Source organism: Rhizomonospora bruguierae, assembly GCF_018397995.1.
Taxonomy (GTDB): domain Bacteria; phylum Actinomycetota; class Actinomycetes; order Mycobacteriales; family Micromonosporaceae; genus Rhizomonospora; species Rhizomonospora bruguierae.
The window spans coordinates 61,816-77,155 of record NZ_BBQH01000011.1 but is presented as its reverse complement, the minus strand read 5'-3'; the positions used below and the strand labels follow the sequence as shown (position 1 = coordinate 77,155).

17 protein-coding genes are annotated in these 15,340 nt (G+C 72.4%); 7 read left to right on the top strand and 10 right to left on the bottom strand.

The window, feature by feature from the left end:
- Window positions 1-2: 2 nt before the first annotated feature.
- The 5 genes from KJS59_RS02315 (at window position 3) to KJS59_RS02295 (ending at window position 4,266) form a co-directional block, all read left to right on the top strand.
- On the top strand, window positions 3-866 hold the full coding sequence (locus KJS59_RS02315; RefSeq protein WP_213450548.1) for an ABC transporter permease: 864 nt from the start codon (window positions 3-5) through the stop codon (window positions 864-866).
- Complete coding sequence (locus KJS59_RS02310) at window positions 863-1,702, top strand: ABC transporter ATP-binding protein (RefSeq protein ID WP_213450547.1); 840 nt, start codon at window positions 863-865, stop codon at window positions 1,700-1,702. The genes KJS59_RS02315 and KJS59_RS02310 overlap by 4 nt, the downstream gene beginning before the upstream one ends.
- A complete protein-coding gene (locus KJS59_RS02305) occupies window positions 1,699-3,042 on the top strand; it encodes an LLM class flavin-dependent oxidoreductase (RefSeq protein WP_213450546.1) in 1,344 nt (447 codons plus the stop codon). The genes KJS59_RS02310 and KJS59_RS02305 overlap by 4 nt, the downstream gene beginning before the upstream one ends.
- A 44-nt stretch (window positions 3,043-3,086) precedes the next feature.
- Window positions 3,087-3,626, top strand: a complete 540-nt coding sequence (locus KJS59_RS02300; protein WP_213450545.1) for a hypothetical protein — start codon at window positions 3,087-3,089, stop codon at window positions 3,624-3,626.
- 94 nt (window positions 3,627-3,720) lie between these two features.
- Window positions 3,721-4,266, top strand: coding sequence for a YbhB/YbcL family Raf kinase inhibitor-like protein (locus tag KJS59_RS02295; protein ID WP_213450544.1), 546 nt, complete (start codon window positions 3,721-3,723; stop codon window positions 4,264-4,266).
- Between the two features lie 565 nt (window positions 4,267-4,831).
- On the opposite strand, the gene KJS59_RS02290 is transcribed toward KJS59_RS02295, so the two are convergent.
- The 8 genes from KJS59_RS02290 to KJS59_RS02255 all read right to left on the bottom strand — a co-directional run bounded on the left by KJS59_RS02290 (window position 4,832) and on the right by KJS59_RS02255 (window position 11,422).
- Window positions 4,832-5,143, bottom strand: coding sequence for an AAA family ATPase (locus KJS59_RS02290; protein WP_213450543.1), 312 nt, complete (start codon window positions 5,141-5,143; stop codon window positions 4,832-4,834).
- A gap of 108 nt (window positions 5,144-5,251) precedes the next feature.
- Window positions 5,252-6,334 (bottom strand): ABC transporter ATP-binding protein, encoded by a 1,083-nt coding sequence (locus tag KJS59_RS02285; RefSeq protein WP_213450542.1) that lies wholly within the window; start codon window positions 6,332-6,334, stop codon window positions 5,252-5,254.
- A 17-nt stretch (window positions 6,335-6,351) separates the two neighbouring features.
- On the bottom strand, window positions 6,352-7,179 hold the full coding sequence (locus KJS59_RS02280; RefSeq protein WP_249713805.1) for a carbohydrate ABC transporter permease: 828 nt from the start codon (window positions 7,177-7,179) through the stop codon (window positions 6,352-6,354).
- The gene (locus KJS59_RS02275) at window positions 7,176-8,096 is read right to left on the bottom strand and encodes a carbohydrate ABC transporter permease (RefSeq protein ID WP_249713804.1); all 921 of its coding nucleotides are present in this window, start codon (window positions 8,094-8,096) and stop codon (window positions 7,176-7,178) included. Before KJS59_RS02275 ends, KJS59_RS02280 begins: the two co-directional genes overlap by 4 nt.
- A complete protein-coding gene (locus KJS59_RS02270) occupies window positions 8,093-9,433 on the bottom strand; it encodes an ABC transporter substrate-binding protein (RefSeq protein WP_213450541.1) in 1,341 nt (446 codons plus the stop codon). Before KJS59_RS02270 ends, KJS59_RS02275 begins: the two co-directional genes overlap by 4 nt.
- A gap of 90 nt (window positions 9,434-9,523) precedes the next feature.
- Entirely contained in the window at window positions 9,524-10,180 is a 657-nt protein-coding gene (locus KJS59_RS02265) for an HAD family hydrolase (RefSeq protein WP_213450540.1), read from the bottom strand.
- Window positions 10,177-10,707, bottom strand: a complete 531-nt coding sequence (locus KJS59_RS02260) for a VOC family protein (RefSeq protein ID WP_213450539.1) — start codon at window positions 10,705-10,707, stop codon at window positions 10,177-10,179. The genes KJS59_RS02265 and KJS59_RS02260 overlap by 4 nt, the downstream gene beginning before the upstream one ends.
- A gap of 103 nt (window positions 10,708-10,810) precedes the next feature.
- On the bottom strand, window positions 10,811-11,422 hold the full coding sequence (locus KJS59_RS02255) for a hypothetical protein (RefSeq protein WP_213450538.1): 612 nt from the start codon (window positions 11,420-11,422) through the stop codon (window positions 10,811-10,813).
- A gap of 189 nt (window positions 11,423-11,611) precedes the next feature.
- On the opposite strand from KJS59_RS02255, the gene KJS59_RS02250 reads away from it, so the two are divergent.
- On the top strand, window positions 11,612-12,391 hold the full coding sequence (locus KJS59_RS02250) for an ROK family protein (protein WP_213450537.1): 780 nt from the start codon (window positions 11,612-11,614) through the stop codon (window positions 12,389-12,391).
- Window positions 12,392-12,453: 62 nt separating this feature from the next.
- Here KJS59_RS02250 and KJS59_RS02245 read toward each other — a convergent pair whose 3' ends face one another.
- Complete coding sequence (locus KJS59_RS02245) at window positions 12,454-13,098, bottom strand: hypothetical protein (protein ID WP_213450536.1); 645 nt, start codon at window positions 13,096-13,098, stop codon at window positions 12,454-12,456.
- A gap of 95 nt (window positions 13,099-13,193) precedes the next feature.
- Entirely contained in the window at window positions 13,194-14,609 is a 1,416-nt protein-coding gene (locus KJS59_RS02240) for an alpha,alpha-trehalose-phosphate synthase (UDP-forming) (RefSeq protein WP_213450535.1), read from the bottom strand.
- Window positions 14,610-14,842: 233 nt separating this feature from the next.
- Between KJS59_RS02240 and KJS59_RS02235 the strand changes: the two genes are divergently transcribed.
- Window positions 14,843-15,322: a hypothetical protein gene (locus tag KJS59_RS02235; protein WP_213450534.1), complete on the top strand. Its 480-nt coding sequence runs from the start codon at window positions 14,843-14,845 to the stop codon at window positions 15,320-15,322.
- Window positions 15,323-15,340 lie beyond the last annotated feature (18 nt).

Here is a 15,340-nt window from a genome sequence, read left to right as displayed (position 1 = left end):
CGATGACCCTGACCATCCAGGCCACCACGACGGGGGCCGCCCCGCCCGGGGCCACGGCGACGGGGGCCACGGCGATCGGGCCGCCCCGGCGGCGCCGGCTCGGGCTGGGCCGGCCCATCCCGTACGGGCGGGTGCTGGGCCCGCTGCTGCTGCTGGCGGTGTGGTCCGCCGGCTCGGCGAGCGGCGCGCTGGACCCGCGCATCCTCTCCGCGCCGTGGACCGTGCTGCGCACCGCCGGTGCCCTGACCGCCGACGGCCGGCTGCCGGACAGCCTGCTCACCTCCCTCCAGCGCGCCGCCCTGGGCTTCTCGGCGGGCTTGGTCATCGGGACCACGCTCGCGCTGGTCGCCGGGCTCAGCCGGCTCGGCGAGGCGGTCGTGGACGGCTTGGTGCAGGTGCAGCGCTCGGTGCCGGTGCTCGGGCTGATCCCGCTGATGATCCTCTGGCTGGGCATCGGCGAGGCGTTCAAGGTGGTGATCATCGCGATCGGCGTCTCGATCACCATGTACATCCAGACGTACGCGGCGCTGACCGGCATCGACAGCCGGTACGTGGAACTGGCCGAGGTGGTCGGGCTGAGCCGCTGGCGCTTCGTTCGCCAGGTGGTGATCCCCGGCGCGCTGCCCGGCTTCTTCGTCGGGCTGCGGCTGGCGGTGACCGGCTCCTGGCTGGTGCTGATCGTGCTGGAGCAGATCAACGCGACCAGCGGGATCGGGTACCTGATGTTCCAGGCGCAGAACTACGCGCAGACCGACGTCATCCTCGTCGGCCTGGTCGTGTACGCGCTGTTCGGTTTCGGTTCGGACGCGGGCGTCCGGTTGATCGAGCGGAGGGTGCTGTCGTGGCGGCGGACCCTGGCCGGGTGAGTGCGCGGGCGTCCGCGCTGATCCGGGGCTTCGGCGGGCGGACCGTGCTGGACGGGCTGGACCTGGAGATCCCGGACGGGCAGTTCGTGGCGTTGCTCGGGCGCAGCGGCTCGGGCAAGAGCACGCTGCTGCGCGCGTTCGCCGGGCTCGACTTCGGCGTCGCCGGGTCGGGCGAGGTGGCGGTCCCGGACCGGGTTTCGGTCGTCTTCCAGGACTCGCGCCTGCTGCCCTGGCGGCGGGTGCTGGACAACGTGGTGCTGGGCCTCGCCGGCGGGGGTACCGCGCGCCTCGCCCGCCGGAGCACCGCGCGCCTGGGTGGCCGGGGCACCGCTGGCCGGGGCACTGGGGGCCCGGGCGGCCGGAGCGCCGGGGGCCTGACCGCGCGGGACGCCCGGGAGCGGGGGCGGGCGGCGCTGGCCGAGGTGGGCCTGGCCGGCCGGGAGCGGGCCTGGCCGGCCGAACTGTCCGGGGGCGAGCAGCAGCGGGTCTCGCTGGCCCGGTCGCTGGTCACCGAGCCGCGACTGCTGCTGGCCGATGAGCCGTTCGGCGCGCTCGACGCGCTGACCCGGATCCGGATGCACGGCCTGCTGCGCCGGCTGTGCGAGCGGCACCGCCCCGCCGTCCTGCTGGTCACCCACGACGTGGACGAGGCGATCGTGCTCGCCGACCGGGTCGTGGTGCTGGACGCCGGCCGGATCGGCCTGGATCTGACCGTGGACCTGCCCGGCCGCCGCTCGCCGGCCGACCCCCACTACCTGGAGTACCGCGGCCTGCTGCTGGACGCGTTGGGCGTCCGGGAGCCGGGCGCGAAAGAGAGCGAAGGAGTACCGGCATGACCCGCCGACAGTTGCACCTGAACGCCTTTCTGATGAGCGTGGGACACCATGAGGCGGCCTGGCGGCTGCCGGAGAGCGACCCGTTCGCCGCGATCGACATCCGGCACTACCAGAACCTGGCCCGGATCGCCGAGCGGGGCAGGTTGGACTCGGTGTTCCTCGCGGACAGCCCGGTGCTGTGGAACAGTATCGGCCGCCGCCCGGGCGGGACGCTGGAGCCGACCGTGCTGCTCACCGCGCTCGCCGGCGTGACCGAGCACATCGGACTGATCGGCACCGCCTCGACCACGTACAACGAGCCGTTCAACCTGGCCCGCCGGTTCGCCTCGCTGGATCACGTCAGCGGCGGCCGGGCCGGCTGGAACATCGTCACCACCGCCGGGCTGGACGCGGCGCGCAACTTCAACCTGGACGAGTTGCCCGCGCACCGGGAGCGGTACGAGCGGGCGGCCGAGTTCATCGAGGTCTCCCTGAAGCTCTGGGACAGCTGGGAGGACGACGCGGCGCTGGGCGACAAGGAGCGCGGCGTCTGGGGCGACGACTCGAAGATCCATCCGGCCGGGCACGCGGGCCGGCACTTCCGGGTGGCCGGCGCGCTGAACGTGCCCCGGCCGCCGCAGGGGTACCCGCTGCTGGTGCAGGCGGGCTCCTCCGAGGACGGCAAGGAACTCGCGGCCCGGTACGCCGAGGCGGTGTTCACCGCCCAGCAGACGCTCGACGAGGCGCAGGCGTTCTACCGGGACCTCAAGGCCCGCGCGCTCGGCCTCGGCCGGGACCCGGACACCATCAAGATCCTCCCCGGGATCGTGCCGGTGATCGGCTCGACCGAGGCCGAGGCGCGCGCCCTGGACGAGGAGCTGGACCGGCTGATCCGCCCCGAGTACGCGCTGCGGCAGCTCGCCCAGACGCTCCGGGTGCCCGAGGCGGAGCTGCGGCTGGACGCCGAGCTGCCGGCGGACCTGCCGGCCGAGGACGAGATCGAGGGCGCCAAGAGCCGGTACACGCTGATCGTGACGCTGGCCCGGCGGGAGCGGCTGACCGTCCGGCAGCTGATCGGGCGGCTCGGCGGCGGCCGGGGGCACCGCACCTTCGCCGGCACCCCCGAGCAGGTGGCGGACGCCATCGAGCACTGGTTCGCGCAGGGCGCCGCGGACGGATTCAACATCATGCCGCCGGTCCTGCCGTCCGGGTTGGCGGCGTTCGTGGACCACGTGGTTCCGATCCTCCAGCGGCGCGGGCTGTTCCGGACCGAGTACCGGGGCACCACGCTGCGCGACAACTACGGCCTGCCCAGGCCCGATCGACGTCAATCATTGGGAGCGCTCCCGCAATTGATATGACCTGATGTAGGCTCCGGTCGTTCGATCGACGAAAGGGTCGCGTGATGCGCTGGAGCGTGGGTGCCGCGGTGGGGATCGCCCTGCTGGCGCTGGTCACCGGTTGTGGCACGGAGTTGACACCGCCCGGGGCGGCGACCCCGCCCGTCGCGGGCGCCCCGGGCGCCGGCGGCGACGGGGAGGCCAGCCCCACCAGGTCGCCCATCTCGGTCAACACCGCCGAGGCGCTCGAGGTGGCCAACAAGGAGTTCGACCTGCTCGCCCAGCAGGACTGGGTGGGCGCGTGGAAGCTGTGGTCCACGGATGCCCAGAAGGAGGTCCCGCAGAAGGAGTTCGTGAAGGCGAACACCACCTGCCCGGTCTCGCCCGGGGCCGGCTTCCAGCTCCAGAAGGTGGTGCCGATCAGCGAGGTGCTGGTCGAGCTCGCCTGGCGCCGGGAGGGCAGCGGCCGGGTCGGCCGGGGGTCGCTGCGACTGGTGGACGGAAAGTGGTACTTCCAGCCCGACGGGCAGACCCTCGCCGAGTACTCGTCGGGCGCGGCGAAGGCGATCTCGAACCGCCGCGAGAACGGCACCTGCGGCAAGTAGCGGGCGAGGCCGGGGCCGCGGATCGGGCGGTTCCGTATTCGCCGGCACGCGTTGCGGCGATCGCGCCGCGGGTAGCGGGTCTAGGCTGGGCCGCATGAGCCTCGAACGAGCCGTCCCCCCGGATCCGTACGATGTCCTGCCCCCGGTGCCGTCGTTCACGCTGACCAGCACGGACCTCACCGACGGCGGCCCGAAGGGCGACCGGTACGCGCACGCCAGCGTCGGCGGCCAGAACGTCTCACCGCAGCTGAGCTGGTCCGGCTTCCCGGAGCAGACCCGCGGCTTCGTGGTCACCTGCTTCGACCCGGACGCCCCGACCGGCAGCGGCTTCTGGCACTGGGTGCTGGTCAACCTGCCGGCCTCGGTGACCGAGTTGCCGGCCGGGGTGGCCAGCGAGGGCGATGACCAGCTCCCCGACGGCGCCTTCCACGTCCGCAACGACTACGGCGAGCGCGCCTACGGCGGCGCCGCCCCACCCGCCGGCGACCGGCCCCACCGGTACGTCTTCGCGGTGCACGCGATCGACGTCGACAAGCTCGGTGTGACCCCGGACGTGGCGCCCGCCGTGGTCGGGTTCAACCTGGCGTTCCACACCCTGGCCCGGGCCACGCTGCGGGTCACGTACCAGGTCAAGCAGTGAGCGGCGGCCGGCGCCCTCGGCGCCGGCCCGCTACTGAAATCGCCATGATCCGTAGGAACGGCGTCCCGCGGCTCAACGGTGGCGGGCCGCTGCGGAACGCCACTGTCGGTCACGCGTGTACCCTCCGAGAGTGCTCTGGCCGGGAGGCGAAGTCCGCCCTTTTCCTCGAGGATGAGCGTGAACACTTCGCGGACCGGGTCGAGCTCTACGGAGACGGTCTCCACGCCGACGCCGACAAGGTCCGAGAGTCGGCCCGCGACGCGCGCGTAAACCGCGTCCGGATCGGCGGCGCCCGTGGCGCGGTCCTTCTCGTGCGCGATTCGGTAGAGCGTGGCGGCCAGGTGGCGCCCGTCCACGCCCAACGAACGCGGGTCCGTCAGATTATCCGGCGCGCGGAGGGCCGACGGTTCCAGCGCGAGCCGTCGCCAGCTCTGCATTTCACGGCGGGCCGCCAGGATGGTCGGATAATCATTGGTGGTTACAGTGCTCAACACCGTTCGGCCGGCGCGCGCCGCAGCGCGGGGTTGTGGCTTGCCGAAGCTGCCGCCGTCACCATGCACGTTGACTACGGTCCCGCTCGCACGCTTCTGCGTTGAGAGGAAGGCGCCACCGCGGCCAGGCTTATCTTTCTCTGGTGATCGCGGTAACCGTCCCAGAACAGGTCGCGAGGATCGCCGCCACGGACGCCGGTTGCGCTTCGCCCACGCTGGGAGGCTTCGACAAGAGACTCGCTTGCCAGGTATGAGAGGAACTCGATCGCGTCGAAGACGTTGGATTTGCCGATTCCGTTGGCGCCCGCGATACAGGTAAAGGGCCCGAAATCCACGGTGACGTCCAAGAGATTCTTGAACCCCTGGACCTCAAGGCGAGTCAGCATGGGGAAAGCTTACTCATCCAATCAGCTGGGCACGCCAGGGTGCGGAGGGTGACGCGGTGCTCGACTTAACGATCTTGCTGGTCGTTCAATCCTCCCGGGTAACCCGGGTCAGTCGACGGCCGCGCCGGTGTCCGGGTCGTAGAGGCGCAGGCGGTCGGGGTCCACGGCGAGCCACACGGGGTCGCCGGGCTTGCTGCGGACCGTCGGTGCCGTCTGCACCTTGAGCTGTTGCCCGGCGACCGAGACGGTCAGCAGGATCGTGGCCCCGGTCGGCTCCACGACCTCGACGGTGCCCGGCATGCGGTCCGGGGCCTCGTCGGTCGCCACCTGGATGTTCTCCGCCCGGACCCCGAGGGTGACGCGGTCGCCGTCCCGGGTGAGCAGGGTGGCGGGGGCCGGCAGATCATGGTCGCCGAGGCGGAGGACGGCGTCGTTCCCGGCCCGGCGCACGTGCGCGGCGACGAAGTTCATCGGCGGGGCGCCGAGGAAGCCGCCGACGAACGTCTCGCAGGGCGCGTCGTAGACCTCCAGCGGCGGGCCGATCTGGGCGATCCGGCCCTCCCGCATGACCGCGACGCGGTCGCCCAGGGAGAGGGCCTCGGCCTGGTCGTGGGTGACGTACACGGTGGTGGTGCCCAGCTCGGCGACGATTTTCTTCAGTTCGGTGCGGAACTGCATGCGCAGCAGGGCGTCCAGGTTGGACAGCGGCTCGTCCATCAGCAGGACCCCGGCGTCGACGACGATGGCGCGGGCGACGGCGACGCGCTGGCGCTGGCCGCCGGAGAGGTGGGCGGGGTAGCGGTCCAGGTACTCGGTGAGGTGCAGCAGGTCGGCGGCCCGCTCGACCCGGCGGTCGATCTCCGGCTTGGGCACCTTGCGCATGGTGAGGCCGAACGCGATGTTCTGCCGGACCCGCAGGTGCGGGAAGATCGCGTACGACTGGAAGACCATGGACAGGTCGCGCTGGCGGGCCGGCAGCGCGGTCACGTCGCGGCCCCCGATGTGGACGGCGCCCGCGTCGGGCAGCTCGAGCCCGGCGATCATGCGCAGCAGGGTGGTCTTGCCGCAGCCGCTGGGCCCGACCAGCACCAGGAACTCGCCGTCGGCCACCGTCAGCGAGACGTCGTCGGTGGCCCGGTTCCGGCCGCCCGGGTACGTCTTGACCAGGTTGCGCAGGTCGATGTCGGCCACGTGGCTCCTCCCGGGGCTCAGCGGATGGTCGTGCTCCACATGTTCAGCAGGTACCGGCGCATGATCGCGATGAATACGAGCGCCGGCAGGACCAGCGCGAAGCCGCCGGCGAACCGGTACGCCAGCGGCGAGTCGGGCAGGGTGAGCAGCACCTGCGCCGGCAGGGTGCGCCGGTTCAGGGTGAGGATCGCGGCGCCGAGCACCTCGTTCCAGGAGGTGACGAACGTGAAGATGGCGGCGGCCGCGATGCCGGGCAGGGCCTGCGGCAGCACGACCCGCAGGAACGCCCGCAGCGGGGTGGCCCCGAACACGACCGCCGCCTCCTCGTGTTCGACCGGCACCGCCACGAAGACGGCCGAGGTGATCAGCACGGTGGTGGGCAGCGCCAGCGCGGTGTGCAGCAGCGCCACGGCGTAGGTCGTGTCGTACAGGTCGGTGGTGAGGAACACGCTGGCCAGGGGCACGGAGAGTACGACGATCGGCAGCGCCCGGGTGAGCAGCAGGAACAGTTGGTACGGGTCCCGGCCGCGGAAGGCGTAGCGGGCCACGGCGTACCCGGCGGGCACCCCGACGGCAAGCGAGAGCAGCAACGTGATGACGCCGACCTCGACCGAATTTTGGAAGCCGCCGATGACGCCGGTGGCGGACAGGAACGCCCGGAACGTCTCGGTGGAGACGTCGGTGGGCAGCAGCGGCAGCGGGAACCGGTTCAGCGACTCCCGGCTGGACAGCGCCGCCAGCGCGATCAGGTAGATGGGTAGCGCCATGAACAGCGTGACCAGCGCGCAGGTGGCCTGGAGCAGGACGACGCGGCGGCGCCGGCGCCCGCGGACGGTGGCGGTCACCGGCGAACCTCCACCGCCGGATCGCGCAGCACCCGCAGGTAGACGATCGCGGTCACCATCGACGCGGCGAGGATGACCAGGGCGATGGCGGCCGCGACGTGCTCGTTCTGCAGGACGATGTACCACTGGTACGCCTCACCGACCAGCAGCGGGAAGTTGCGACCGGTCAGTGCCTGCGCGACCGCGAACGTCTGCAACCCGAGGATCGTGCGCAGGATCAGCGCGACCTGGAGGCTGGGCCGCAACTGGGGCAGGATCACGTACCGCAGGCGCTGCCGGTACGAGGCGCCGAACACGGCCGCCGCCTCGTCGTAGTCGCGGGGCACGTTCTGCAGCCCGGCCACCACGATCACCAGCACGAGCGAGGTGGAGCGCCACAACTCGGCGACCAGCACGGCGAGGAACATCGTCAGGTCGTGGTCGTAGTGCAGCCACCCGTACCCGTCGCTGAGGCCGAGGCCGGACAGCAGGGAGTTGAGGTACCCGCGGTCGGTGAAGATCGCCAGCCAGACCAGCCCGGCGGCCAGGTCGCTGATCGCCAGCGGCACGGTCCACAGGTAGAAGTACAGGCCGGACAGCCGGGGCTTCTCGCGCAGCAGCAGGGCCATGGCGATGGCGAACGCGAACTGGAGCGGGATCAGCACCACGATCAGCAGGACGGTGTTGCGCGTGGCCGGCCAGAAGTACGGGTCGTCGACCATCCGGCGCAGGTACCGGGTGGTGCCCCCGCCGTCGTCGGTGACCGCCTGCCCGATGCCCACCAGCAGCGGCCACAGGAACAGCGCCGCCAGGAACAGCACCGACGGGGCGATCAGCAGCAGTGGCGTGGGCAGGCGTGGGCGTGCCCGGCGCGGTGCGGCGGCGGGTGCGCCGGGCGACCCGGTCGCCGGCTCGGTGGCCGGCTCGGTCGCGGTCACCGCACCCGGCAGGTCTGCCCTGCCTCCACCGGGTCGGGGCGCCAGCACGGCACCTTCAACTCGTCCAGGATGGAGTTCAACTGGCGGGCCTGGGTGTCGAGCGTCGGCTGGACCGGGCGGTTGTCCAGGCAGATCTCCTTGAACGTGTTCTTGAAGACCTGGGAGACCTCGCCGTCGCGGCTGCCCACCCCGATCGGCGGCAGCGCCACCACCGCGTCGCTGGCGCCCTGCTGCCTGGCGACCGCGTCCGCCTCCAGCTTGATCGCGGGCGGCAGGTCGGGCGGCAGCGCGGCGGTGACCACCGGGAAGAACGCGTTCTGGCGCAGCACGTCCAGTTGCGTCTGCACGGCGGTGAGCGCCGTGAGTACCTCCTTAGCCCTGGCCTCCTCGGGTGCGCCCCGGGGGATCGCGATCCCGGCGATGATCAGCATGTAGCCGAGGCCCTTCGGCCCGCGCGGGGCGGGCGCCATCACCCACTCGTCCGGCTTGTCCTTGGGCGCGCCGACCAGCCGGGCCACGTGGTCCCAGGCGACCAGCACCTCGCCGCGCTGCAACGGCTCCTGCATGTAGTCGTAGTTCGTGGAGGCCGTCGCCGTGTTCGCCCACAGGTCCTTCATGTACTGCCAGGCGGTCGCCGCCTCCGGGCCACGGAAGCCGGTCACCTGCGCGCCGGTGAAGCTGGGCAGCAGGTACCCCTGGAAGAACCGGTGGTAGAGGCCCTTCGGACCGCAGGGCAGGCCGAGGACCGGCCTGCCCCCGTTGCCCTGCCGCGCCCTGGTCATCCAGTCCAGGAACTGGTCGTAGGTGAGGCGCTGCACGTCGGCCCCGGGCGGCAGCCACTGGAGCGCCTTCTTGTTGACCGCCAGCACGTACGACGCCTGCATCCACGGGATGTACTTGGTGCTGCCCCCGCCGAGCTTGGCGAGCGTGGCGATCTCGTCGGGGAAGCCCCGATCGCCGAGCGCGCCCATCACGTCGTCGAGATCCTCGAACCGGTTGGCGTACGGCGCCAGGTCGCCGTGCACCCCGCCGGCCAGGCTCACCTGCACCTTCTTGGCGTCCACCTGGGACGTGAGGGTGCTGGCGAACACGCCCGCCTCGACGGGGTTGTACGCGACCGGCACGTCCGGGACGCGGTCCTTCAGGATCGCCTCGAAGCGCTGCCGCTCCTCGATCGGGGTGAACTGGGTGGACAGGAACGACACGGCGCCGGACCCGGTGTCGGCGCCGGTGGTGGAGGCGCCCCCGCAGGCGGACAGCGCGGGCGCCGCGGCGGCCGTCAGGCCCAGACCCAGCAGCGTGCGGCGGTTGAGGTGGATGCTCGACGCGTCGATCATGGCGCCTCCCCGTCGGACCGGGCACCGCTGCCCGGATGATCAGTGTGAACCCGTGGAGGTCCAGGCTGTCAACCCGAGGTCACGTTTGGGTCATCGACGTAGTTCGCTGATCACCGTGGCGGTCAGTGCCCCGATGTCGTCGAGTACGGCGCTCGCCACCGCCAGCGCCGACTCCGCCGGCGGGTACTCGGGGCGCGGCACGGCGATGACGGCCATCCCGGCGGCGGCGGCCGACAGCAGCCCGTTGCCGGAGTCCTCCACGGCGGCGCACCCGGCCGCGTCCACGCCGATCCGGCCGGCGGCGGCCAGGTACACGTCCGGGGCGGGCTTGCCGGCGGGCACCTCCTCCGAGGAGGCCCAGCCGCGCATCAGCCCGGCGAGTCCGGTGGCGTCGAGCACCGCCTCGATGAGCCGCGGCGGCGACGAACTGGCCACGCCGATCGGCCACCCGGCGGCGATCCGGCGGACCGCCTCGACGGCGCCGGGGATGAGCGGCAGGTGCCGGTGGTACTCCTCGGCCATCGCCCCGATCACGCCCCGGGCGACCTCGCCCGGCTCCTCGTCGATGCCGAAGTCGCTGGCCAGGTAGGCGGCCCACTCCGGGGTGCTCATCCCCATCAGCCGGTGCTGGGCGTCCGCCGGCCAGTGCCCGGCGCGCTCCGCCACGTACCGGCGGCGGATCCGCTCCCAGATGACCTCGGAGTCCACGATGACCCCGTCCAGGTCGAAGACGACGGCCTCGATCACGCGACACCCGCCGGCGCCGGCGACTGCGCACCCGTCCGCTTGGGAGCGAAGGCGCAGAACTCGTTGCCCTCCGGATCGCGCAGCACCCACCAGTAGATCTCGTCGTCGGGGGACCGGTCCAGCGTCGCCCCCGCCTCGACCAGCGCGTCCGGGGTGGGCACGGCCGTGGTCACGTCCCAGTGCGCCCGGTTCTTGACCGTTTTCGGCCCCGGGACCGGCTGGAAGATCCAGGTTGGCCAGGGGAGGTCGGCGGCGTCCCGGATACCGGCCGCCCCGCCGTCGAGCTGCTCGACCGTGCCGCCCACGATCCCCGGGTCGAGGCGGACCCGCGTCCTGCCGGTGCGCGGCTCGGGCATCGGGTTCACCCAGATCGCCTCCGTGCGCGGGCGACCGGGCGGTGGGTCGATCCGGCACGCCCCGTCGCCGAGGTCGGTCACCGTGCCGCCGAGCGCGCCGGCCCAGAACCGGCCCAGGCTCAGCGCGTCGGTGGCGTCCATGCAGAGATCCTTGAATCGCGCCGTGATCATCGGCTCATCGTAGGGCCGGCGGTGCCGCTGGTGGCGGCTGATTATCAGGTGACCCGATGTGCCAGCGGTGGCGGGAGCGCCTGCTGCGCTCAGGACGGCACCGTCACGTCTGCGCGTTCAGGAAGCCGATGATGACGGCGGTCCACCAGCCGGCCTGGGAGATGCCGGCGGCCGTCATGCTGCGCAGCAGCAGCGCCCGGGGGACCGGGGTGCCGTCGCCGTAGCGGGACAGCCGCTGCTGGATCTGGCCGGCGTACAGGCCGTTGAGCGCGACGATCAGCACCGCGCCCAGCTTGACGGCGGTCCGCGGCGACGACACGTGGGGCGACAGTAAGGCGCCGGTCACGGCCAGGCCGGCGAGGCCGAGCCAGATCGGCAGGTGCGCGGTGTGCGCGGCCTGCGCCACGGCGGACAGCGTGCGTTGCCGCAGGATCCACAGCAGCCCCACCCAGTCGACGGTGAGTACCGCGCCGAAGCCGAGTACCACGGCGGCGAGGTGCAGGAACAGGGCCGCCTCGTGGATCGCGGGGTTCACGTGCAGGTGAGCGGCGGACACGACGACGGCGATCCAGGCGGCGACGATTCCGACGCTGAGGAGCAGGAGGGTGGGGCGGGTCGCCGAACGGGGCCGCCGGTCGGGTGCCGCGATCGTGGCGGTCGCCGCCAGGGCGGGCTGCTCTGCGGTACCGTCCGCGGGTGGGTCGAGGATAGTCACGATGGCTCCAAGGCTTCTCGATCCCGGTCACCGATGCCCATTCGGTGGCAGGGGATTTATGCTCTTGAATGCCCGGACGCTCGCATCATAACCGGGTCGGCACTTCCCGTGGGAGCGCTCCCGGCCGGGAATTTACCCGGAGGCGTCCCCGGATGCCGCCCCGCGATCAGATGCTGGACACTGGTCGGAATGACCATCACGCTGGCGATCGACTGCGGTGGCGGCGGCATCAAGGCCTCGGTCCTGGACGAGGCGGGCACGATGCGGGCCCAGCCGCTGCGGGTGCCGACGCCGTACCCGCTGCCGCCCGAGTTGTTCGTGCGCACCCTCGTCGACCTGGGCGGCAAGCTGCCGCCGGCGCAGCGGGTCACGGTCGGGATGCCCGGGATGATCCGGCACGGCGTGGTGGTCGCCACCCCGCACTACGTCACCCGCAACGGGCCCCGCACCAAGGTCGACCCGGACCTGGTCGCCCAGTGGTCCGGCTTCGACGCGCGCACCGCGCTGGCCACCGCGTTCGCCGTGCCGACGCTGGTGCTCAACGACGCCGAGGTGCACGGCGCGGGCGTGGTCGCCGGCATCGGCCTGGAACTGGTCCTCACCCTCGGCACCGGCCTCGGCTCGGCCGTGTTCGACGGCGGCGTGCTGGCGCCGCACCTCGAGTTCTCCCACGCGCCCGTGCGGTGGGGCCAGACGTACGACACGTACGTCGGCGAGCACGAGCGGCGCCGGCTCGGCAACGCGTTCTGGTCCCGGCGGGTCCGCGGGGTGATCGAGGGGCTGCGCCCGGTCTTCCACTGGGACCGGCTGTACCTGGGCGGCGGCAACTCCCGGCACATCCTGCCCGTCCAGCTCGAACGCATGGGCGACGACGTCGTGGTGGTCCCGAACACGGCCGGCATCATCGGCGGCGTGCGCGCCTGGTCGATCAAGGGCACCAACGGCGAATTCGGCCGCAGCGCCACCTGACCTGGGGGCTCCGCGCGGGCGGCGGGTGTGACGACGCGGTGCCGCCCGCGCGGAGAACGCGGTCAGGCGGCGGTGCTCCACATGGCGGAGAAGGCGGCGGCCTCGCCGGCCAGCCAGCGCTCCACGTCCGCCGGCTTGACCGCCGGGTCGAGCCGGTGCACCTCGCCGCGGCGCACGTCCACCAGGACCGGCTCGGCGTGCGGCAGGACCCGCTCGGCCTGGCTGGCGAGCAGGTGCAGCGTGGCGGTGACCGTCTCCCGGCTGGGCGGCTGCTCGTCGAAGTGCAGGCGGACCACCTCGCAGCGGCCGTCCGCGTAGCGCAGCCCCAGGTGCGGGTTGACCTTCACGGCGAGCCCGCCGACCACGGCCAGGGCATCGTGCGTGCGGGTCAGCCACACCTGGCTCGGGTCGCCGAGGGAGGCCAGGTACGCGCGGGCGCCGCCGGTGAGCGCCTCGTAGAGGGGGCGCCAGCGGGGCTTGACGGTCTGGGCGACCTGCTCCAGGTGGGTGCCGCCGGTGCGGAACTGGATGTCCGCCTTGAGCGCCTTCACCAGCGGGCCGTGCGGGTTGAAACCGGAGCCGCGCTCGCGCTGGCGGCGCAGCCCGCCGACGAACGTGGCCTTGGCTGGACCGGTCCGGTTGACGTACCGGGTGAAGCTCAGCAGGGTCGCGTACGGCATCGAGGTCGCGGGGGCGGGGGTGGCCACGTGGTCCTCCTCGCGGATCGGGTTCGCGCAGCTCAGCGGCGATCTTTCGTACATACATTCTAATCGCTGAGCGCCCGCCTGCCCACCCCGTCGGGTCACCGCTTCAGGTGCGCCACCAGGGTTTCGCCGGTGTCCAGCGCGGTCAGGTACCGGTGCAGCCAGGCGTGGATGTCGTGCTCGGCGAGGTGGGCCCGCATCGCCCGCATCCGCTCCGCCACGTCGGCCGGGTCCGCCTCGATCGCCCGGATCAGGGCCCCCTTGAGGCCGTCCAGGTCGTGCGGGTTGACCAGGTACGCCCGGTCGAACTCGGCGGCGGCGCCGGCGAACTCGCTGAGCACCAGCGCCCCGGTGTGGTCGAAGCGGGTCGCCACGTACTCCTTGGCGACCAGGTTCATCCCGTCCCGCAGCGGGGTGACCGCCATGATGTCGGCGACCCGGTAGAGCGCGGCCAGTTCGGCGCGGTCGAACGGGCGGTTCAGGTAGTGGACGGCCGGCTCGCCGACCCGGCTGAACTCGCCGTTGATCCGGCCGACCTCGCGCTCCACCCGGTCACGCAGGATCCGGTACTGGGCGACCCGCTCCCGGCTCGGCACGGCGACCTGCACCATCACGGTGTCGTGCACCTTGACGTGCCCGCCGGCGATCAGCTCGCTGTACGCCTTGAGCCGCTGCTCGATGCCCTTGGTGTAGTCCAGCCGGTCAACCGCCAGGATGACCCGGCGCGGATCGCCGAGGTCGTGGCGGATCTGGGTGGCGCGGGCGGCCACCTCGGGGCGCTGGGCGAGGGCGGCCAGCTCCGCCATGTCGATCGAGACCGGGAACGCCCCGATCCGGACCAGGTGCCCGTCGGCCAGTTCGATCCGGCGGTCGGTGGCCCGGGCGCCGAGCACCTTCGTGGCCAGTTGGGCGAAGTTGTGGGCGGCCTGCTCGCGCTGGAAGCCGACCAGGTCCGCGCCCAGCATCCCGGCCAGCAACTCGGCGCGGCGGGGGAGTTGGACGAACAGTTCCGGCGGCGGGAACGGCACGTGCATGAAGAAGCCGATGCGCAGGTCCGGGCGGCGCTCGCGGAGCAGGCCAGGCACCAGTTGCAGGTGATAGTCCTGCACCCAGACCGTCGCGCCGGGTTCGGCGCAGGCGTCGGCCGCCTCGGCGAACCGCTCGTTGACCTGCCGGTACGTCTGGAACCACTTGCGGTGGTAGACCGGCTGCTCGACCGCGTCGTGGTACAGCGGCCAGAGGGTCGAGTTGGCGAAGCCCTCGTAGTGCTCGGCGAACTCCTCTTCGGACAGCGGCACGGCGTGCAGCCGGACGCTGTCCAGGTCGGGCAGTTGGGGGGCCGGGCCCGTGCTGCCCGTCCAGCCGATCCAGGTGGTGGGCGTGTGCTGGAGGATCGGGTGCAGCGCGTTCACCAGCCCGCCGGGGCTGCGCCGCCACTCGCAGGCACCGTCGCGGGCCACGTCGTCGTCGATCGGAAGCCGCATTGCCACCACGACGAGCGAGCTCTGCCGCATACCTTCGGCCACCCTCCGCACCGCGACCGCCCGCCTGGCGGTCGCGCACCGTCACCAGCTCGATGCTCTCGCCAGTATTCCTACTCACTGCGAGTTACGCGAGTGTTACCGGGTCACCGACGGTATCGAAAGGTGGGAAATGATCGACATTGACGGGTACCCACGACAGAGGTGTGCGCGGGGCGGTTCGATGCGAAAATCGAGGCTCCAACGGCCGCCGGAAAGGGGGCGCGGTGCGGAGCCTGTCGCTGCTGGGCCTGCTGTTGATCACGCCGGTCACGGTGCCCAGCACCTCACCTGGTCCGCCCCCGGGGGTGTTCGTCGAGGTGACGCCAAGTACCGCCCAGGTCGGGCGCCTGGTGGGCATCCGGGCCGGTTGTCCGGAGAACGGCAAACCGGCCACCGTGTCGTCCACTGTGTTCGGCCAGATCACCGTGCACCCGCAGGACGGCTTCCTCACCGCGACCGCGACCGTCCCGCAGTCGGCCCGCGCCGGCGACTACGTGCTGCGGCTGCGCTGCCCGGGCGGCCGCTCGGCCACCACCCGGCTGCACGTGCTGGACAGCGGGCGCCCCACCCGGGGCCCGGCCACCGGGTTCGGCGGGATGGCGCACGGCGGGCCACCGCCGGGCCTGCTGCTCGCCGGCGGCGGCGCGGTCGCCATCGCCGCGGGGCTCTGGATCGGTCGCCGCCGGCGGCCCAGCGCCGGCTGACCACCCCGTCCCGCCGAC